The organism is Nocardia sp. NPDC004722 (assembly GCF_053601505.1).
Genome location: NZ_JBSGBY010000081.1, coordinates 1 through 19,485 on the forward strand (window position 1 = coordinate 1; position 19,485 = coordinate 19,485).

Genomic DNA, 19,485 nt, shown 5'->3' on the forward strand with positions numbered 1-19,485 from the left:
CGGTGGCCCTGCTCGGTGGCCCGGACCATGGATCTGCTCGGCGACTGGTGGACGCCGTTGGTGCTCCGCGAGGCGTTCTACGGCGTGCGGCGATTGGTACCGCGCATGACCGTGAAGATGATGGTGCGGCGGGACCAGTGGCGGGTGCGGAGGAGTTGGAGGAGGTAGCCGGGGTAGGCGCGGAGGAATTGGGCCCAGCGACCGGGGGTGCTGGCGGCGGTGGTGGCGGGGCCGTAGGTGAGGGCGAGGAGGCCGCCGCCGTCGCCGTAGGTGTTGTTGGTGACGTGGGAGTGGTCATCGAGGAAGATGCTGGAGGTGATGGCGATATCGCTGCGGTAGTCGGACTCTCGGCCCGAGGTAGTGGCGGCAGGGATGGATTCGTCGTTGGTGCGCACCACGTGTCCGAGCCGGTCGGACAGGTCGGGGAGGGAGCCGCGGCGTTTGCAGGCGGCCAGGAGTTCGTTGGTGCCCAGGGCTCCGGCGGCGACCACGATGCCGCGAGCGGTGAATTCCTTTGCGCCGGTGCGCAACAGTCCGGGGCGGTGGGCTCGTACCCGGTAGCCACAGGCCCCGGAGCGGTCGCCGAGCGGGACGATGTCGACCACCTTGAGTTCGGGGACGATGGTGGCACCGGCCTGCTCGGCGAGCCAGAGGTAGTTCTTCGGCAGGCTGTTCTTCGCTCCGTACCGGCACCCGAGCATGCACTGGCCGCACCGCACGCATCCGGTGCGAGCGGGTCCCGCACCCTCGAAGTACGGGTCGGGCACCGTTTTTCCGCTCTCACCGAAGTAGACGGCGGTCGGTGTGTGCCGATAGCCTTGTGGCACACCGAGTTCGAGTGCGAGCTCGCGCATGAGACCGTCGACCGGCCGCTCCCCCTGGTACGGCTCGACCCCGAACATGCGGCGCGCGGTGTCGAAGTGGGGCGCCAATTCCGTTCGCCAGTCCGCCAATTCGGCCCATTGCGGGTGCCGGTAGAACTCGTCGCCCTGTGGTTGGTACATGGTGTTGGCATAGACCAGGCTGCCGCCGCCCACGCCGACACCGGCGAGCACCATGGCGTGCCGGTAGGGCGCGAGCCGCAGGATGCCGCGCAGGCCGAGGCCGGGCAGCCACAGGAATCGGCGCAGCTGGGTGGCTCGCTCGGCGAAGTCGGTGTCGGCGAAGCGGCGGCCCTGTTCGAGGACGCCGACTCGATATCCCTTCTCCGACAGGCGTAATGCGCTGACGCTCGCCCCGAATCCGCTGCCGACGACGAGCCAATCGAAATCGAAGCTCGGGGCGTCCGAGCCCTCGTTCCCGGGTCGGGAATTTTCCACGTCGCAGACCTCCGCACAGCCGATGTGCCGGGGACGCTATCGGTGTGCGGGCCGCGGCGAACAGGGCCGTCGCGGTCGGGCGATTGACATTTCCTGTCTGAAACGCCAATCGTTCGAACAGTTAGGCCGATTCGAGCACGCGGAGCGGGGAACGGCCGTGGCGGGCGCGGTATTCCTGTGGCGGGCAGCCCTTCCAGCGCCGGAAGGCGCGGATGAACGAGGCGGCTTCCGCGTAGCCCAGGCGGGCGGCGACCTGTTCGGTGGTCATGTCGGTGTGGTCGAGCAGTTCTTCCGACAGCGTCTGCCGGACCTCGTCCAGCAGCGCCCGGAAGGAGGTGCCTTCGTCGGCCAACCGCCGTGAGAGGGTGCGGGGGCTGATGAACAGTTCGGCGGCTACCGCCACCTGATCGGGGATCTGGCCGGGATCGCGGACCAGCAGGTCGCGGACCTCGCCCGCCACCCCGGTGCGGGCCTGGCGGCGGACCAGCAGATCGCGGCACAGTTGCTCGCAGGTGCTGCGGGCCCATTCGTTGGCCTGCGGCAGTGGCACATCCAGGTAGGCCGCGTCGAACACGAATTCGTTGCGGGGCGCGTCGAATTCGGGTTCCAGGCCGAGAATCTCCCGGTGCCGGGCGGTGTCGGCGGGTCCGCGATGCCGGAACGTCATGCGGGACACCGGGACTCCCCCGGGGAACAGTTCGCGGGCGAGCATCTGGATGCCGGTCATCACCCGCTCGGTGAGGAAGCCGCGGACGTCGGCGGGGACCTCGGTGTCGTCGAGGATCAGCCGCGCCTCGGTGGCGGTCTCCTCGAATTCCAGTTGCCCGAAGGCGAAGGCGAGTCCCACGTACCGCAGCGCCACCTCGACCGAGTCACGCAGGGTGCGGCTCGAGAGCATGGCCAGGCCCCACGGTCCGTACAGCGAAATGTGGTACTTGCTGCCCGCCTCCACGCCCAGCCCGGCCTCGTGACCGAAGCGGGTGAGCAGGTTCCGGACCACCGTCAGTTCCTGACGCGCCGTCACCGTGGCATTCGGATCGATCATCGCCTCGGGCGGCAACCCGGTGCCCGCCAGGCATGCCGCCGTCGGCATACCTCGTTCCTCCGCGATTCTCGTCATGATGTGAACGCTGGAGGTGTTCCTCGATAAATCCCAGTCGAACATGTGCGCGTTGTCCTCATCGACTCCCGGCCCGCCAATGTGGCACAACTTACCCGGATAGGTGTGCCGCATGTTAGCGGTAATTTCGGTCCGGTTGACTCTTACAGCCGCCCCTTTCGCCCTTTCTGCCGTTTTCATCGAGGTCAGACAGCTATTCCTGCTCGGATGAATAATCTGGCGCCGACCCACTTGGGAACCGCACACGGCACCCGGAACAGCACGGCGGAGGTTGGACGATGACACGCGTCGAAGAGGAGCTGGAGATCCGCGACGGCATCCGGTTGAGCATGGTGACCCATCGGGTCCCGCTGCCGGAGGGGGCACCGGCGCATCCGGCCGATTGCGACCTGTTGCGGCACCTGCGGGTGCGGGCGGCGTCCGCATCGGATGATCCGGCCGGCGCGGATGCCGTGATCGTGCTGCTGCCCGGGGCGATCGCCGGGGCCCGGTCGCTGCAACCGCTGGGCCGCAATACCGTTCGCAGGCTGGCCGCGGCGGGGGTGCGGGCCGAGGTGTGGGTGCTGGATCGGCGAGCCAACGGGGTCGAGGACCATTCCGCGATCGAAGTGGCGATGGCCGAGGGCGACTATCACCTGGCGTTCGACTACTACTACCGCGGCCGGGAGGTCGGTGGGCGCACCTTCGGCGGGTTCCGCCGGGACCGTGAGCTCGGTTTCCTGGCCGACTTCGGTTCCGCGCGCACGGTCGAGGACACGCACGCGGTGCTGTGCCGGGAGATCCCGGACGCCGACACCCGCGCGCAGAAGGTGTTCCTGGGCGGTCATTCGCTCGGCGGGATCCAGGCGGGCACCTATGCGGCCTGGGATTTCGACGGCCGCCCCGGGCACGAACAGATCGCGGGGCTGATCGCGCTCGACACCATCACGCATCTGGATCCGCTACGGCTGGAGCGACGGCGGATGCTGACCGGTCCGGTGGGCGCGCTGGGCCGGGCGGCCGAGCGTGGTCCGGCGCTGATGCGACGCAGGCTCATGCCCAACAGCACGGCCTTCCTGAAGGGAGGCTGGGGCAATGCGGAGACCTTCGCGATCGTCGCCGCGGTGGGGGCGGCCGCCACGCTGGCCCCGGACGAGGAGTCCGACATTCTGCGGCTGCTGCCCGAGCACGGCACCCCGGATCTGATCGTGCGCGGCTCCACCGCCCGCACCTGGCGTGAATTCCTCACCGGCACACCGGATTACCGCAAGCTGCGGCTCACCAATCAGGCGGTGCTCGGATTGCTCGGCGGCGCGCACACCTCGGTCAATTTCGCCGTGCTGTCGATGAGTTGCGGCACCCTCGACAGCGCGGAGGTCGCGCCCCGGACCTTCCCGCTCTCCTTCGAGGCGGGGCAGGCCCGCGGCGTGCGCTCGCTGTATCAGGCCGCGTGCGGTACCGCCCCGCGCTACAGCCCGACCTCGTTCGACACCCTGTATCGGTGGCGGGACTACGACCGCTGCGGAACCCCGGACGCCCCGGCGCAATTCACGCGCACCGGCATCCCGGCCGCCACCGGCGACAGCGAGGTGGTCAGCCTGGCGGAGCTGGCCGGGATCCTGGCGGGTGGGCGGCTGAATGTGTTCGAGGACTATTTCCCGGTCCGGCAGCCCCTCGACGCCTTCGCCACCATGGCCGGGTGCCGCACCGGTTCGCTCGCGTCGATCCGGCACGAACGGGGCGCCGCGCGACTGCCTTTCGTGAATCTGATGGGCGGGTCCAGTTTTACGCAGGTGATCGCCGGGCTGGGCGTGTATCCAGAAGAGAATGTGCACTGGTTTCCCGGCTATCTGCACTGCGATCTGGCGGCCGGGGCCGATCCGCGCGCCGACGGCAGTCCGGAACCGATCGCGACGCATCTGACCGACTTCGTCCGGTCGACGCTGGCCTCGGTCACGATCGCGTCCTGATGCGCCGCCGGCATACGCCCTCGATATGCCCCCGACATATGCCCCGACGGAAACTGTCAACCGCCTGTCCGGCGGTGCCATGGGCAGCGGTTCCACCGCTGCATAGCGTGCAGAAAAGCCTTCACCCCCGGGAGATTTCGCACTCGCCGGCGCGGCGGGCGCAGGGAGGAATCAGTAGATGCGTGATGCGGGCCCGCTTGTCCCGTCACCGGTTTCGGCCGCGGGGATCCTGCGCGCGAATGTCACCGGGATCGCACTGTCGAGCCTGCGCACGTTCGGACGAACGGTCGAACTGGGCGTCGAAGCCTTGCACGGCGGCGCCACCGACGTGCTGGCCCGTCGCTTCCAGTGGCGCGAAATGCTCTCCCAGGCTTGGTATCTCATCACGGTGACCGCGATTCCCGCGATCCTGATGGCGGTGCCGTTCGGGGTCGTGGTCTCGGTCCAGGTCGGCAACCTCATCCACCAACTGGGCGCGGACTCGCTGATCGGCGCGGCGGGCGGGCTCGGCGTCATCCAACAGGGCGCACCCATCGCCACCGGACTGCTACTCGGCGGCGCCGGAGCCTCCGCCATCGCCTCCGACCTCGGCGCACGCACCGTCCGCGAAGAGATCGACGCGCTACGCGTGATGGGCATCGATCCCGTACGCCGCCTGGTCATTCCCCGCGTGGCGGCCATGGTCCTGGTGGCTCCGCTGCTCAATATTCTCGTCATCTTCGTCGGTGTGATCGCCGGATATGTGGTGGCGATCGGCGCGCAGAACGTGACTCCCGGCAGCTACTGGGCCACCTTCGGCGCGTTCACGGTGGTGACCGATGTCTGGATCTCCCTCGGCAAGGCGGTGGTGTTCGGGTTCGTGGTGGTGATCGTCGCCTGCCAGCGCGGGCTGGAGGCGCGCGGCGGGCCGCGCGGCGTGGCCGACGGCGTGAACGCGGCAGTCGTGCTGTCCGTCGCCGCGATCATCGTGATGAACCTCGTCTTCACCCAGGTCGTGGCCATGTTCCTGCCGATGCGGGTGGCGTGATGACCGCGACACCGTATGTGCCCCAAGGGCTTCGGACCATCCACCGGCTGACCCGCCACCGCGGCCGCCTGCTGGCCCCGCTGGAGAACGCCGGGTTCATGCTCGGCTTCATCCTGCAAGCCCTCGCCGGAATCCCGTTGACGCTGCGCCGTTATCGCGGCGAGACGCTGCGCGCGATCACCGATATGACCTGGGGCCGTGGCTCGTTGATCGTCGGCGGCGGCACCGTGCCCATGCTGGTGGTGCTGGGCCTGTCGATCGGTGCCGGCGTGGGCATCCAAGCCTTCGCCGCCTTGAATCTGATCGGCCTGGGCTCGGTGTCGGGTGTGGTATCGGCGTTCGCCAATACCCGGGAGTTGGGCCCGATCGCGGCGGCCATCGGGTTCGCCGCGCAGGCGGGCTGCCGGATGACCGCCGAGATCGGGGCCATGCGCATCTCCGAGGAGATCGACGCACTGGAATCCCTCGGCCTGCGCTCGGTGCCGTTCGTGGTCAGCACCCGGGTCATCGCGGGCGCGGTGGCGATCGTGCCGACCTTCCTGATCGCCCTGATCCTGTCCTACCTGTCGTGCTCGACGGTGATCGTGCTGCTGCACGGCCAGGCCGCGGGCGTCTACGACCATTATTTCTTCCAGTTCACCAGCGGCTACGACATTCTCGCGGCGGTCGTGAAGATCCTCGTCTTCGGTGTCGCGGTGATCCTGATCCACTGCTTCTACGGCTTTTTCGCCGCGGGCGGGCCGGAGGGTGTCGGCATCGCCTCCGGTCGCGCGGTGCGCGCCAGTTTCGTGGCCATCATCGGCCTGGACATGGTGCTGACCCTGCTGCTGTGGGGCATCAACTCCGCGATCGAATTCCCGGGATAGGTCTATGCCCAACTATGCGATTCCCGGCGTGCGCACCGGCCCCGGCCGATCCCGCCTGCTCGGGGTGCTCGCCGTTCTGCTGGTCGCCGCCGCGGTGGTGTCGTGGTCGATGCTCGACCAGCGCGCCACCGGTCCGCGGTTGCGAATCCAGTTGCGCACCGAGCAGATCGGGGAGGGCATCGCGCCCGGCACTTCCGTGCGTTTCGACGGGGTGGCCATCGGCCGCATCGCCGAGGTGCGGCCCGACGCGGGACGGCAACTGCTGACCCTGGACCTGGATCCGGCGCAGACCCGCGGCCTGACCGACGCGCTCAGCGTGGATTACGCGCCGGAGAATCTGTTCGGCATCGCCACGGTGGCCGTGCACGGCGCGCCCGGCGGCGGCCCGCTGCGCGACGGTCAGGTGATCGATATGGCGGGCCGGGTCAGCGATGTGACCATGGGCGCGTTGCTGCGGTCGCTGACCCAGACCTCCACCGAGGTGCTGACGCCGCAGCTGACCAGCCTGCTCACCCAGATCGGGACCGACCTGCACGCCTTCACCCCGGTGCTGCGGGCGGTGGTGACCTTGAGCCGGGCGGTGGCCGACACCCAGCAGTATCCGTCCTCGTATCTGCTGGGCCAGTACGCCGGGTTCTTCCACGGTTTCGGTGAATTCACCTCGGCGACTTTCAAATTGGCCAAGGCGATCATGGATATTGAGGTCTTCCAGCAGGATCGCGACCGCTACGACGCCTCGATCACCATGCTGCGCGAGGGTGTGCTGAAGGGGCTGGCCTCGACTTTCGACACGCTGCACCAGAACTTCGGCGGCTTCACCGATCCGCTCGCGCGGGTCGTGCAGGCGATGGCGGACACGGTCCCGGATCCGGCCACATCGCACGCGCAGCTCACCGAGACCATCGACCGGGTGCAGCGCATGTTCGCCGATACCCCGGACGGACCGGCGCTGCGGGTGGCCGTGAACCTGTTGGGAGCCGGGCGATGAAGCGGCCTGGCCCGGGCGGCGTGCTGTGGCGGCTGAGCGTGTTCGCAGCGGCCATGATCGTGCTGCTGGTCGTGGTGATCACGGCCATCGAGCGCCCGGTGCACGGTGAAACCGTCTCGTACAGGGCCGAATTCACCGATGTGAGCGGTTTGAAGACCGGTGACGATGTGCGCATGTTCGGCGTGCAGGTCGGCAAGGTTACCGCGATCGCGCTGCACGGGACGCGCGCCGCGGTGAGCTTCACGGTGAGCCGGGATCGGCCGTTCTATGCCGCGAGCGGCCTGGCGATCCGGTATCAGATGCTGACCGGCCAGCGGTATATCGATGTGCGGCAGCCGGATTCACCCGGTGACCGGCTCGCTCCCGGAGCGACCGTGCCCGTCGAGCGCACGGTCCCCTCCTTCGACATCACGCAGCTGTTCAACGGTTTGCAGCCGGTGCTGCGGGAGTTCTCACCCGACGCCCTCAACCAGTTCACCACGAGCGTGCTGGCCGTGATCCAGGGTGACGGCCACGGCATCGGCCCCGCGCTGGACGCCTTCGAGCAGCTCAGCCGGTACGTCAGCGACAAGCAGGCGGTGCTGTCGCTGATCCTGTCCAATTTGCAGGCCATCTCCGATCAGATCGGCGGCAAGTCACCGCAGTTGGTGACCCTGTTGCGGGGCATCGCGGACGTGTTCACCTCCTTCCGCACCGAACTCGACGGCCTGCTGCATTTCGCGGCGGTCGCGCCCTCGGCGCTGGCACCGCTGGACAGCCTGCTGGAAACCCTGGGCATGACCGAGAATTCGAATCCGAACCTGGAAAAGGATCTGCAGCTGTTGTTCCCCGATCCGAACCAAGCCCTGGATGTCCTCGGTCGGCTGCCGGGGCTGCTGCAATCGATGGCGAATCTGCTTCCGCCCGCCGGACCGACCGCCGGGCAGATCAAGCTTGGCTGTGCCAAGGGGCCCGCCGAGGTGCCCGCGCCGTTCTCGGTGCTGATCAGCGGACAGCGAGTGTCGATATGCCGAAGCTGAGCATGCCGGGACGGTGGCTGCCGAAACTGCTGCCCGCCGACACATCCCGCGAACTGCGCTTCGGCCTCTACGGCGCGGCGGTGCTGGTCGTGCTACTGATCGCCGCGGCCGCGGTATACGTGCTGCCATTGGGCAAGGCCACCTATACCGCCGAGCTGAGTGAGGCCCGCTCGGTGCGGGCCGGGGACGAGATCCGCATCGCGGGCATTCACGTCGGTTCGGTGAAATCCCTGGAGTTGCAGGCGGATCGGGTGCGCATGACCTTCACCCTCAACGACAATATCTTCCTCGGCGATCGCACCACCCTCGAGGTGCGCATGCTCACGGTGGTCGGCGGCCACTATGTCGCGGCCTTCCCGGCCGGGGACAAACCACTGGGCAGCACGCCGATTCCCGCCGATCGAGTTCGCCTGCCGTACAGCCTGGTGCGCACCCTCCAGGACGCGACCGCCCCCATCCAGCAGGTCGACGGCGACACCCTTCGCAAGAACTTCGACGCCTTACAGAACTCGCTGACCAGCAGCCCGGATGCGTTGCGGCGCATGGGGACCGCCGTGCAGGGCCTGGTCGGGCTGATCAACCGGCAGAACACCGACGTGTCGCGGGCGGTGACGGTCATGGACGAATACCTGACCGCCGTGAACGGCAACCGCTCACTGCTGGGCACGTTCATCCGCAAGATCGGTTCGCTCGAGACCGACGGCCTGGCCAAGAAGGCCGAGATCGCCACCGCGCTCACCGTCACCGCGCAACTGCTGGCCCGCATCGCCGGGATCGAACCGGCCTGGCACGACGAACTCGAACCGCTTGCCGACCAGCTCGAGGCGGCGGTGCCGCAGCTGGAGGATCTGGGCAAGCGGTTCGATCAGGCGCTGAACAGTCTGGGCGACATCAAGACTCGGTTGCAGGCGGCGACCGCAAACGGGGTGACGGTCGACCAGTCCGGGATCACCGTCACCGCCCCCGACGTGTGCATCCCGCTGCCAGGACGGGAGTGCTGAATGAGACGCCTGTTCGCCTCCCAGGGCTTCGTCACCGCGGCCGGTGTCGCGCTGGCGGTGCTCGTCGCCCTCGCGGGCTACCTGCTCGCCTTCGACCCGATGAAGAAGACCCTCGCGTACTGCGCGATCATGCCCGACTCCATCGGCCTGTATCCCGGCAATCACGTCACCATGCTCGGCCTTCCGGTCGGCACGGTCACCGGCGTGGCACCCGAGAACGGCACGGTCCGAGTGCGTTTCACCGTCGACGCCGCGCATCCGCTGCACGGCGCGGTCTCCGCCACCACCGTGTCGGACACCCTGGTCGCCGATCGGGACCTGGAAGTGCTGGGCGACAACGCATCCCCGGACCGGTGGCCCGAGAGCACCTGCATCACCAAGACATTCACACCCAAGAGCATCACCCAGACCCTGGAAGCGTTCTCCACCCTGGCTGCCCGGCTCAATGGCGACGGTGATCCCGGTCAGGCGAATCGGCTCCGCGACGGGGTCCGCGCCCTCGATCAGGCCACCTCCGGCACCGGTCCGCAATTGAACCAGCTCATCAAGGATCTCGGCACCGCCCTGGATCACCCCGACGCCGCCATCGGCCATCTCGGCGCGGCACTCGACGCCTTCGCCGCCCTGGCCTCGAGCGTCGCGCTCAACTGGGACGACATCAAAGTGGCGCTCACCCAGGCCGGAGACGGCATCGGCTTCATCAACTCGGTGTGGGGCAAGACCGTCGAGATCGTCGACTCGCTGCTGGTGATCATGCCGTGGTTCAACACGATCGCGCACAAGTACGGACGCTCCATCCTCAACGGCCTCGACGCCGCCGTGCCGAAACTGCAATTGCTTTCCGCCGGGATCGCGTCCCTGCGCCAGCTGCTGGAGATGATTCCGGCGGTGGTGTCGGCGTTCGGGCAGTTCGTGGATCCGGCGACCGGACAGGTGAAGGTCGGATACGCGCCGCCGCGTGTGCAATTGCCCGCCGAGACCGCCGGGCAGGTGTGCACGGCCGTCGAGGCGCTGCTGCCGGGCAGTTGCCGTTCCGCCGAGAACGGGCTGGCGAGTGTGGATCTGGTGCCGCTGGTCCTGCGCGCGGCAGGTGCCCGATGAGAAGGACATCTCCGCTGCCGACCAGGACAACGCTGCCGACGCTGCTGTGCGCCGCGCTCGTGGCGGTGCTGCCCGCGGGCTGCGCCATCGACCCCGCCGCACTGCCGGTGCCGGGGGCCTCGGTGTCCGGGCCGACCTATCCGGTCCACATCCAGTTCGCCACCGCGCTCAATCTCCCCGCGCAGGCCAAGGTGGTGGCCAATGGCGCGCGGATCGGCAGCCTGCGCTCGGTGCGGGTGATCGACCCGTCCGCGGACGGTCCCGGCCGCATCGACGCGGTCGTGGATATCGAGGACGCGGTGCGGCTGCCCGCCGCCACCACCGCACAGCTGCGCCAGGACACCATCCTCGGCGATGTCTTCATCGGCCTCACCACTCCCCCGGACGCGGGGGCCGCCACCATTCCCGCCGACGGCGCCATCCCGGTCGCGCAGACGAAACCCGCACTGCAGGTGGAGAATCTGCTGGTCGGGCTGTCCAGTTTCGTGGGCGGCGGTGCGCTGCACCAGATCCAGGAGATCATCGACCAGTCCAATGCGGTGCTGCCGCCCGACACCCGCGACACCGCACGGATCTTCGACCGCCTCGGCACCGATGTCACCGACCTGTCCGGTCATCTCGATGTCCTCGACCGGTTCCTCGACGCCTTCCAGGCCGACCTCGACGCCGTCCGCGACAACCCCCGCGAATTGAACGCACTGCTGAGTGAGCGTGGCGCGCACGATATTCCGGCCGATGTGCAGGCACTGGTGAACACCCTCGGCATCGTCGGCTCGCTCGGCGATATCGGGCAGTCGCTGGTCGGGTTCGCGCCGCTGCTGCAGGCCGGGGACGCGGCGGCCACCACGTTCGTGCCGATGCTGCTGGCGGGCAACCCACTCGACCTGAGCGCGCCCTCGAACCTCAGCCGGTTGGTCACGTTGTTGCGCGACAAGGTGATTCCGTTCGTCGAGGGCGGGGCGAAGATCGATGTCACCGGTGTCACCGTCGGTGACGATCCCCTGTCCACCGACGACCGCGTCGACGCGATCGTGCGGGCCCTGCGCATGATCGGAGTGGTCCGGTGAAACCGAGTTCGCTGCTGTCGCTGGCGAGCATCCTGGCGATCCTGATGCTCGGCGGCGGCTATCTCGCGGTCGGCGTGGTCCGCGTGCAGCCCTTCGCCCACGATCTGACTGTCACCATGACGGTGCCGAAGTCGGGCGGGGTGCTGCCGCGTTCGAAGGTGCTGCTGTCGGGCGTGCAGGTCGGGCAAGTCGTCTCGGTCGGTCACGACGCGGACGGCGTGCGGGTGGAACTGCGGATCTCGGACCGCTATCCGATCCCCGAGGACGCCGCGGTGCGCATCGACGGGCTGTCCGGGCTCGGCGAATCCTTCATCGAATTCGAACCCGCCTCGGGCGCGGGTCCCTACCTGCGCGACGGACAGTCCTTGCGCGCCACCAAGATCGCCGCACCGCTGTCCATCCCCGAGGTCGCCAAGACCACCACCGGGCTGATGCACCAGCTGGATCCGGCCGCCCTGTCCTCGATCGTGGACACCTTCGGCCGCGCCATGTCCGGCACCGAGGCGGTGATCCCCGAGCTGTCACGTGCCACCGACCTGCTGGCCGCCACCCTGCTCAGCCGTACCGATCTGATCCGGCAGATGCTGCTGGCCCTCCAGTCCCGCGCCACCGATATGGACTGGACGGAACCGGCATTGGTGAGCGCGTCGGGTCCGTGGGCCGACTTCGGGCCGCGGGTGTCGGAGGTCGCGGCGTCCATCGCCGCGGTCATCCGGGCGGGCGATATGCCCGACTCCTTCCTCGCGGACGGGCCGGACCATGAGCTCGGCCTGGTGCCGTTCCTGAAGCAGCTCACCGACCGGGTGCGGCAGCTCGGACCCGAACTCGCGCCCGTCGCACCGCTGCTCACGCCGCTCTACGCCAGTGCGACACCGCTGCTGGGGCAGCTGGACCTGGGCAGCCTCATCAGCCAGGCGCTGCACGCCACCAGCCCCGACGGCACCCTGCGATTGCAGGTCACCGTCAAATGATCCACATCGACACCGGGAGACTGCCATGACCCTCGAGCTGGACGAGCAGGCCGACAAGGCCGAACAGATCGAAGAGGCCGAAAAGCCCACACCGACAACGCGTTCCCCGAAATCGGCCACCGTCGCGGTCTCCGTGCGCACCCTCGCGTGGTCGGCCGCCGTGGCGGTGCCGACCGTAGCCGCGGTCACGCTGGGCGTCCTGCTGGCCTCCGCGCACGGCGATCTCACGCACCGTGACGCGGTGACCGCAGACAATGCGCACGCCGAACAGGTGGCCAGCGATTACGCGGTCGGCGCGTCCACGGTGAACTTCGCCGACTTCGACGCCTGGGTAGCGCGTTTGAAGAAGAACACCGCACCTACGCTGACCAGCAAGTTCGACGCCACCGCACCGAAGTTGCAGGATCTGCTCACCCCGTTGAAGTGGACATCCACCGGGAGCCCCATCGCGGCGAAAGTAGTCGGTGAGAACGCGGGTGTGTTCAAGGTGAACGTCTTCGTCAACGTCTCCTCCACCAATGCCCAGAATCCCGGTGGCGCGCAGACCACGGTCACCTACAACGTGAGCGTGGACCGCAATGCCGACTGGAAGATCAGCGATGTCGGCGGCCTCGACGGCGCGCTGCCGCTCAAGTGAGGGGACCGACCGTGACACACGACCACGGCGCGGCAGCGCCCTACGACTTCGACTGGCTCGTCATCGGTTCCGGATTCGGCGGCAGCGTCTCGGCCCTGCGGTTGCAGGAGAAGGGATATCGCGTCGGCGTGCTGGAGGCTGGGCGGCGCTTCGCCGACACCGATTTCGCCGAACGCGCCTCGCAGGTGCGGCGCTACTACTTCCTGCCCGCGCTCGGGCTGCGCGGCATCTTCCGGCCGACCCTGTTCAAGGATGTGTTCGTGGTGACCGGCGCCGGGGTCGGCGGCGGTTCGCTCACCTACGCCAACACGCTGTATCGCAGCCGGCCGGAGTTCGCGCGCAATCCGCAGTGGGCGCATCTGGGCGACTGGGACGCCGAACTCGCCGCGCACTACGACACGGCCGAACGCATGCTCGGCGTGACCACGCTGCCCGAGGACACCGTCGCCGACACTCTGCTGCGGGAGTACGCCGCCGAGCACGGATTCGACGATACCTATGCCCGCAGCCGCGTCGGGGTCTTCCTCGGCGAGCCCGGAAAGACCGTGCCCGACCCGTATTTCGGCGGTGCGGGCCCGGATCGCGCCGGGTGCGTCCGGTGCGGTTCCTGCTTGCTCGGCTGCCGCCACAATGCCAAGAACACCCTGGTCAAGAATTACCTCTGGTTCGCCGAACGCCGCGGCGCGCAGATCATGGCCGAGCGCACCGTCATCGACATCCGGCCGTTGGGCGCGGCCGACGGCAGTGAGGGGTACGCGGTCACCACGGAGCGCACCGGGAGTTGGGTGCGGCGCGAGCGGCGCACCCTCACCGCACGCGGTGTCGTGGTGGCGGGCGGCGCGCTGGGCACGAATCGACTGTTGTTGCGCTGCAAGCTGTCCGGGTCCCTGCCGAAGCTCTCGGAGCGGCTCGGGACGCTGGTGCGGACCAACAGCGAATCCATTCTCGCGGTGACCGCGCGCGACGACACCTACGACTTCGCGCAGGGCGTGGCCCTCACCTCCGGCGTCTACCCGACCCCGACCACCCATATCCAGCCCGTCACCTACGGTGCGGGAGGCGATTTCATGTCGCTGCTCACCACGCTGGCGACCCCGCGCGGCACCCGGCGCACCCGCCCGTTCCATTACGCCGCCACGGTGCTGCGCCACCCGGTGCGGTTCGCCCGCGCCTCCCGCATCCGGCATGCCTCCCGGCGCACCATGCTGCTCACCACCATGGAGTCGGTGGACAACTCGGTGCGGCTGCGGGTGCGGTTCCGCCTGCCCACCGGATATCCGGTGCTCACCACCGTCCAGGATCCGAATAACCCCATCCCGCAGATCATTCCGGCCGCCTATGCCGCCGCCGAGGCGATCGCCGACCGGATCGGCGGGGTGGTGCGGGCGGCGGTGCCGGAGGCGATCGCGTCCATTCCCACCACCGCGCACATTCTCGGCGGCGCGGCGATCGGCGACTCCCCCGAGACGGGCGTGGTCGACGCCCGCCACCGGGTGTACGGCTACCGGAATCTCCTGGTCTGCGACGGCGCGGCCATTCCCGCGAATGTGGGCGTGAACCCGAGCCTCACCATTACTGCCATGGCCGAGCGGGCCATGAGTCTGGTCGAGGCTCGGGACGGTATCCGCGCGGTCTGATTACTGTCCGCTCCACCGTGGTTCGCGACGCTCGAGGAACGCGGCGACACCCTCGGCCGTGTCGTGGGACGACAGCGTCGCGGCCATGGCCGCCTCGGTCACCTGCCAGGCGCGGACATCGTCGGCGGAATTGAGCCGTTCGAGCGCCGTCAGGCTCTGCCGCACCGAGACCGGGGCATTGCGGCAGATCCGTTGCGCCAGTGCGCGAGCCGACTGTTCGGCCGCACCCGGCTCGGCGATCGCGTTGACGAAACCGAGCTGATACGCCCGTTCGGCGGTCAGCGGATCACCGGTCAGCAGCATTTCCTTCGCCACGTTCAACGGCAGCGCACGGCGGGTGCGGAACAGGCCGCCGCAGGTGGCGATCACGCCCCGGGTCACCTCGGGCAGGCCGAAGGTGGCGGTGCGGCCAGCCACCACCAGGTCGCATGCCAGCACCAGTTCCATGCCGCCGCCGAAGGCGTGGCCCTCGACCGCGGCGATGAGCGGTTTGCCCATCCGGCGGCGGATCACCCCGTATTCACCGCCGCGCGCGGTCTTCTCACCCGGTCCCGCGCCCAGGTCGGTGCCCGCCGAGAACATCGACTCGGTGCCGGTCAGCACCGCCACCCACAGGTCCGGGTCGTCCTCGAAGGCATTGAGCGCGGCGTCGAGCCCGGCGGTCATCTCGGCGTCGATCGCATTGCGCTTGTGCGGACGGTTCATCCGGATGACGAGGGTCCGGTCGTCTCGTTCGTGTTCGACGGTCATGCCACGATCATGTCCGATCCTCCGGCGCACCTCCCGGGGCGTGTCCGTTGCGGTCAATCAATTGGCAAGCGAGGAATGACCGACCGGCGGCGGCGCGGCATAGGTTCCGTAACCATGACGCCGTTCTTCCAGATTCCCCTTCGCGCGCAACGCGATCAGGACACCGCGCACACCGAGCCCGATCTCGAGGTCGCGATCATCGGGGCCGGTTTCGGCGGGCTGGGCGCGGCCGTCGAACTGCGGCGCGCCGGGATCGAGAGCTTCGTCATCGTGGACAAGAACTCCGATATCGGCGGCACCTGGCATGCCAACACCTATCCCGGTGTGGCCGTGGACATTCCGTCGGTGTACTACAGCTTCTCCTATGAACCACCGCAGACCTGGTCGCGACTGTTCGCACCCGGACACGAGGTGAAGGCGTACGCCGATCAGATCGCCGACAAGTACGGGCTGCGCGAGCATCTGCTGCTCGACACCCGCGTGGAGGGCGCGACCTGGGACGAGAACCACCGGTACTGGCACATCGACACCGCCGAGGGCGGCACGTTCACCGCCCGGCACCTGATCGCGGCCATCGGCGGCCTCGAAGTCCCGCGCATGCCCGACATTCCCGGCATCGAGGAGTACACGGGCAAGGTGGTGCACACCGCCCGCTGGGATCACGAGTACGACTACCGAGGCAAGCGGATCGCCGTCATCGGCACCGGAGCCACTGCGCTGCAACTGATTCCGGAGCTGGCCGAGGAGGCAAAGCAGCTGTCGGTGTTCCAGCGCACCCCGATCTGGGTGGTGCCCAAGCCCGACTTCCGCGTCGATCGCGGCGTGAAGCAGGCGCTGGACACGGTGCCGGGGCTGCGCAGGCTGGTGCGACTGGGCGTGATGGCGACCTTCGACACCGGCGTCTCGACCGCGGGCGTGTTCTACCGCGCCACCAGCCCCATCATCGAGATCACCGGGCGGATCATCAAGCGCTGGTACGGAACCCAGGTCGACGACCGGCAGCTGCGTGATCGGCTCGCCCCCGACTACGCCCTGGGCTGCAAGCGCCCGTCGGTCTCCAACCGCTACCTGCGCACCTTCACCCGCGACCATGTCGAGCTGATCACCGACCCGATCGAGAGGATCACCGCCACCGCCGTGGTCACCGCGGACGGCACCGAACACGAGATCGACGTGCTGGTCTGCGCCACCGGTTTCAAGGTCATGGAGACCGGCGCGACCCCGCCGTTCCCGATCCGCGGTCGGAACGGTGTCGAGCTCGGAAAGTTCTGGCAGGACAACCGATTCCAGGCATATCAGGGCGTCTCGGTGCCGGGCTTCCCGAATCTGTTCCTGATCACCGGACCCTACGGTTTCGCCGCGGCCTCCTACCTGGCCATGATCGAGTGCACTGCTCGTCATGCCCGCCGCGTGATCACCGCCGCCCGGGAGCGCAGCGCCACCACCGTCGAGATCCGTCAGGAACCGCACGACCGCTACTGGCACAAGAGCCTGCGGCGGCATCGGAACGCGCTGTGGCTCAACAACGACTGCGAATCCTCACGGACCTACTACATCAACAACCATCACGACGTGGCCGCCATCCGGCCCAGCACCCATCTCGAAATGTGGTGGGGCAACAGCCGTTTCCCCCTCGACCACTACCGCTATACGAGGGCCTGAGCCCGCTCACTTGCTGGCGGGCACCTCGCTGAAATGCACGTTCTGGGCCACCGCGGTGGCCTTCAACCCCTTCGCGTCCGGCTGGATGCCCGTCAGCTTCGCGCCCAGCGGGAGCTGCTTGAGCGGCACGGTGAAGGTGAGGGATTTGCGCAGGGAGGCCAACGGGATCGGGATCCCGCCCGCCACGGTCTTGACCGCCGTGGGCGTGATCTCGATGCCTTCGTCGGTCGGTGACACCGTCACCACCACGGTCGCCGGGACCGAGACGCCGCCGACCGGGAAGTTGCCCTTCACCGAGAGTCCGTCGGCCCCATAGGACAGCGACTCCACGCTCGACGGCGCGTAGGTCTGCACGGTGTCGTAGGTGACCAGGGCGGTCGCCGTGGCGGTGCCCGCGACGAAGGCCGAAGTGCGGCCGTTCATCACGTCGCCGATCGACGCGGAGACGTCCTTCAGCGCGACGTCCACGTCCTCGACCGACACCTTCTGCACGCTCCAGTCCCCCACCCGGACGTCGATGTCGTGGTAGGAACCACTCAACGCCTGGGTCAGGAACGGAATCCCGCCGATGGACACCCGCGGCTGCGCCGACAGGTTGTACTCGGTCTGGATGTGCTTGGCGATCTCGTTCTGCGCGAACACGACCCCCACCCGGTCGCCGATGATCAATCCGATCACCAGCACGATCAGCAGTACCAGCAGCGTCCGCATGCTCCCACCCTCTCGGCCATCCCCACCATCGTGCGGGCTACCCCCGCAGCCTAGCTCGGCATTCGGAAACCGCCGATCACCTGCTCGAGCAGTTCGGCCAGGCGCAGCGGGGTGCGGTCCTCGTACATCGGACCGATGAGCTGCACGCCCACCGGAAGCCCCTCGGGCGACAGGCCCGCGGGGATCGCGGTGGCGGGCAGACCCGACATGGTCGCCACCCCCAGCCAGGCCGTCTGGAGACCGGACGGGTAAGCGACACCGTCGATGTCGATGTGGCGGGCACCCAGATCGGGGGTGTGATCGTGCGGGAACGCCGGGGTCGGCGTGACCGGGCAGACCACCGCGTCGAACTCGGCGAAGAACCGCCGCCACTGCTGCCGATGCAGCTCACGGCGACTGTCGGCCCGCAGCCAGTCACGGTGGGTGGCCACCATCGAACGCAACCAGACGGCATCCGCTTCCGGTACGTCCTCCGGCAGCGCCGCGGCGGCGGCCCGCATCTGCTCGTACTGGTCGTCGGGCATACCGGCCGCGAAGCCCGAGACCAGCAGCTGCGCATACAAGGTCGCGGTCTCGGCGAGGTCGGGCAGCAAGTCGCTCTGCCGCTCCACTCGGGCGCCCGCGGCGGTCAAGGCGTCGGCGACGCGGTTGACGCCCGCCCGCACGGCCGCGCTCGAGGGCACCGACGGATGGTCTTCGAGGATCAGCACCCGGAAGTCCGCGAGCCGCTCGTGCCGCGCCGGCGGCAGCCGCAGTTCGTAGGCGAGGCCGCGGGTCAGCGGATCCGGCCCGGCCATCACGTCGAACAGCAGGGACAGATCGCGTGCGGTGCGCGCCATCGGACCGGCCACCGCGAGATCGAGATCCACCGGCAGCGGCGCCAGCGGCGGCGGCACCATGCCGCGCGTCGCCACCATCCCGACCGTCGGCTTGTGCGCGTACACCCCGCAGAAATGCGCGGGCACACGCAAGGATCCGGCGATATCCGACCCGATCGACAGCGCCCCGAACCCGGCGGCCAGCGCCGCCGACGACCCGCCCGAGGACCCGCCCGGGCTGCGCGACAGATCCCACGGATTGTTGGTGGTCCCGTAGATCTCGTTGTAGCTCTGCCAATCCCGCAGCATGAACGGCACATTGGTCTTGCCGAGGATCACCGCGCCCGCCTCGCGCAGCCGCGTCACCTGTACCGCGTCTTCCTCCGGCACGAAATCCCGCTGGTCCGGCATCCCCCACGTGGTGGGCAGCCCCGCCATGTTGTAGGACTCCTTGACCGTCACCGGAATTCCGAGCAGCGGCCGCTCCTCGCCCCGGGCCCGCGCCTCATCGGCCGCCCGCGCCGCGGCGCGCGCCCCCTCGAAGTCCGGCACGCAGATCGCGTTGATGGCCTTGTCGTCCCGCTCGATGCGGGCGATCGCCTCCTCGGTCAGTTCCACCGAGGACACCTCGCCCGCACGCAGCGCAGTCAAAAGTTCCTCGGCCGCAAGAAAACTCCAGTCCATGCCGACGAAGCTACCCGCGTCGAGAGTGTTCTCGCGGCCCCTTTTTCGCGGGTCAGTTCGCGGGACCGAGCGCGAGAGGTTCCCATTGCTCGGTGTCGGTACCGGCGTCGCTCGCCACCGGGGACACCGCGCTGCCGGTGCCCAGCGCCGCACTGCCG

General features: G+C 68.6%; 17 protein-coding genes. 12 read left to right on the forward strand and 5 right to left on the reverse strand.

Annotated elements, in window-relative coordinates; all coding sequences use genetic code 11:
• Nucleotides 1–77: 77 nt before the first annotated feature.
• The gene (locus tag ACWELQ_RS11225) at nucleotides 78–1,319 is read right to left on the reverse strand and encodes an FAD-dependent oxidoreductase (RefSeq protein WP_452396899.1); all 1,242 of its coding nucleotides are present in this window, start codon (nucleotides 1,317–1,319) and stop codon (nucleotides 78–80) included.
• A 121-nt stretch (nucleotides 1,320–1,440) separates the two neighbouring features.
• On the reverse strand, nucleotides 1,441–2,439 hold the full coding sequence (locus ACWELQ_RS11230; RefSeq protein WP_452396900.1) for an AraC family transcriptional regulator: 999 nt from the start codon (nucleotides 2,437–2,439) through the stop codon (nucleotides 1,441–1,443).
• Nucleotides 2,440–2,717: 278 nt separating this feature from the next.
• Here ACWELQ_RS11230 and ACWELQ_RS11235 point away from each other — a divergent pair, with 278 nt between their 5' ends.
• The 11 genes from ACWELQ_RS11235 to ACWELQ_RS11285 all read left to right on the forward strand — a co-directional run bounded on the left by ACWELQ_RS11235 (nucleotide 2,718) and on the right by ACWELQ_RS11285 (nucleotide 14,702).
• The gene (locus tag ACWELQ_RS11235) at nucleotides 2,718–4,388 is read left to right on the forward strand and encodes a hypothetical protein (RefSeq protein WP_452396901.1); all 1,671 of its coding nucleotides are present in this window, start codon (nucleotides 2,718–2,720) and stop codon (nucleotides 4,386–4,388) included.
• 178 nt (nucleotides 4,389–4,566) lie between these two features.
• A complete protein-coding gene (locus ACWELQ_RS11240; protein WP_452396902.1) occupies nucleotides 4,567–5,415 on the forward strand; it encodes an MlaE family ABC transporter permease in 849 nt (282 codons plus the stop codon).
• Nucleotides 5,415–6,281: an ABC transporter permease gene (locus ACWELQ_RS11245; protein ID WP_452396903.1), complete on the forward strand. Its 867-nt coding sequence runs from the start codon at nucleotides 5,415–5,417 to the stop codon at nucleotides 6,279–6,281. Before ACWELQ_RS11240 ends, ACWELQ_RS11245 begins: the two co-directional genes overlap by 1 nt.
• Nucleotides 6,282–6,285: 4 nt before the next feature.
• Nucleotides 6,286–7,269: an MlaD family protein gene (locus tag ACWELQ_RS11250; protein WP_452396904.1), complete on the forward strand. Its 984-nt coding sequence runs from the start codon at nucleotides 6,286–6,288 to the stop codon at nucleotides 7,267–7,269.
• Nucleotides 7,266–8,288, forward strand: coding sequence for an MCE family protein (locus tag ACWELQ_RS11255; RefSeq protein ID WP_452396905.1), 1,023 nt, complete (start codon nucleotides 7,266–7,268; stop codon nucleotides 8,286–8,288). The genes ACWELQ_RS11250 and ACWELQ_RS11255 overlap by 4 nt, the downstream gene beginning before the upstream one ends.
• The gene (locus tag ACWELQ_RS11260) at nucleotides 8,276–9,289 is read left to right on the forward strand and encodes an MlaD family protein (RefSeq protein WP_452396906.1); all 1,014 of its coding nucleotides are present in this window, start codon (nucleotides 8,276–8,278) and stop codon (nucleotides 9,287–9,289) included. Before ACWELQ_RS11255 ends, ACWELQ_RS11260 begins: the two co-directional genes overlap by 13 nt.
• Nucleotides 9,290–10,390: an MlaD family protein gene (locus tag ACWELQ_RS11265; protein WP_452396907.1), complete on the forward strand. Its 1,101-nt coding sequence runs from the start codon at nucleotides 9,290–9,292 to the stop codon at nucleotides 10,388–10,390.
• Entirely contained in the window at nucleotides 10,387–11,457 is a 1,071-nt protein-coding gene (locus tag ACWELQ_RS11270; RefSeq protein ID WP_452396908.1) for an MlaD family protein, read from the forward strand. Before ACWELQ_RS11265 ends, ACWELQ_RS11270 begins: the two co-directional genes overlap by 4 nt.
• Entirely contained in the window at nucleotides 11,454–12,428 is a 975-nt protein-coding gene (locus ACWELQ_RS11275; protein ID WP_452396909.1) for an MlaD family protein, read from the forward strand. Before ACWELQ_RS11270 ends, ACWELQ_RS11275 begins: the two co-directional genes overlap by 4 nt.
• Before the next feature lie 25 nt (nucleotides 12,429–12,453).
• Nucleotides 12,454–13,065 carry a hypothetical protein gene (locus tag ACWELQ_RS11280; protein ID WP_452396910.1) on the forward strand — a complete coding sequence of 204 codons (612 nt, stop codon included), beginning with the start codon at nucleotides 12,454–12,456 and terminating at the stop codon, nucleotides 13,063–13,065.
• Nucleotides 13,066–13,076: 11 nt separating this feature from the next.
• Complete coding sequence (locus ACWELQ_RS11285) at nucleotides 13,077–14,702, forward strand: FAD-dependent oxidoreductase (RefSeq protein ID WP_452396911.1); 1,626 nt, start codon at nucleotides 13,077–13,079, stop codon at nucleotides 14,700–14,702.
• Here ACWELQ_RS11285 and ACWELQ_RS11290 read toward each other — a convergent pair whose 3' ends face one another.
• Nucleotides 14,703–15,452 (reverse strand): enoyl-CoA hydratase-related protein, encoded by a 750-nt coding sequence (locus ACWELQ_RS11290; RefSeq protein ID WP_452396912.1) that lies wholly within the window; start codon nucleotides 15,450–15,452, stop codon nucleotides 14,703–14,705.
• Nucleotides 15,453–15,566: 114 nt separating this feature from the next.
• Here ACWELQ_RS11290 and ACWELQ_RS11295 point away from each other — a divergent pair, with 114 nt between their 5' ends.
• Nucleotides 15,567–17,114 (forward strand): flavin-containing monooxygenase, encoded by a 1,548-nt coding sequence (locus ACWELQ_RS11295; RefSeq protein ID WP_452396913.1) that lies wholly within the window; start codon nucleotides 15,567–15,569, stop codon nucleotides 17,112–17,114.
• A 6-nt stretch (nucleotides 17,115–17,120) separates the two neighbouring features.
• Here ACWELQ_RS11295 and ACWELQ_RS11300 read toward each other — a convergent pair whose 3' ends face one another.
• Both ACWELQ_RS11300 and ACWELQ_RS11305 read right to left on the reverse strand, forming a co-directional pair.
• Nucleotides 17,121–17,825, reverse strand: coding sequence for an LmeA family phospholipid-binding protein (locus ACWELQ_RS11300; protein WP_452396914.1), 705 nt, complete (start codon nucleotides 17,823–17,825; stop codon nucleotides 17,121–17,123).
• A gap of 50 nt (nucleotides 17,826–17,875) precedes the next feature.
• The gene (locus ACWELQ_RS11305) at nucleotides 17,876–19,327 is read right to left on the reverse strand and encodes an amidase (RefSeq protein WP_452396915.1); all 1,452 of its coding nucleotides are present in this window, start codon (nucleotides 19,325–19,327) and stop codon (nucleotides 17,876–17,878) included.
• Nucleotides 19,328–19,485: the final 158 nt, after the last annotated feature.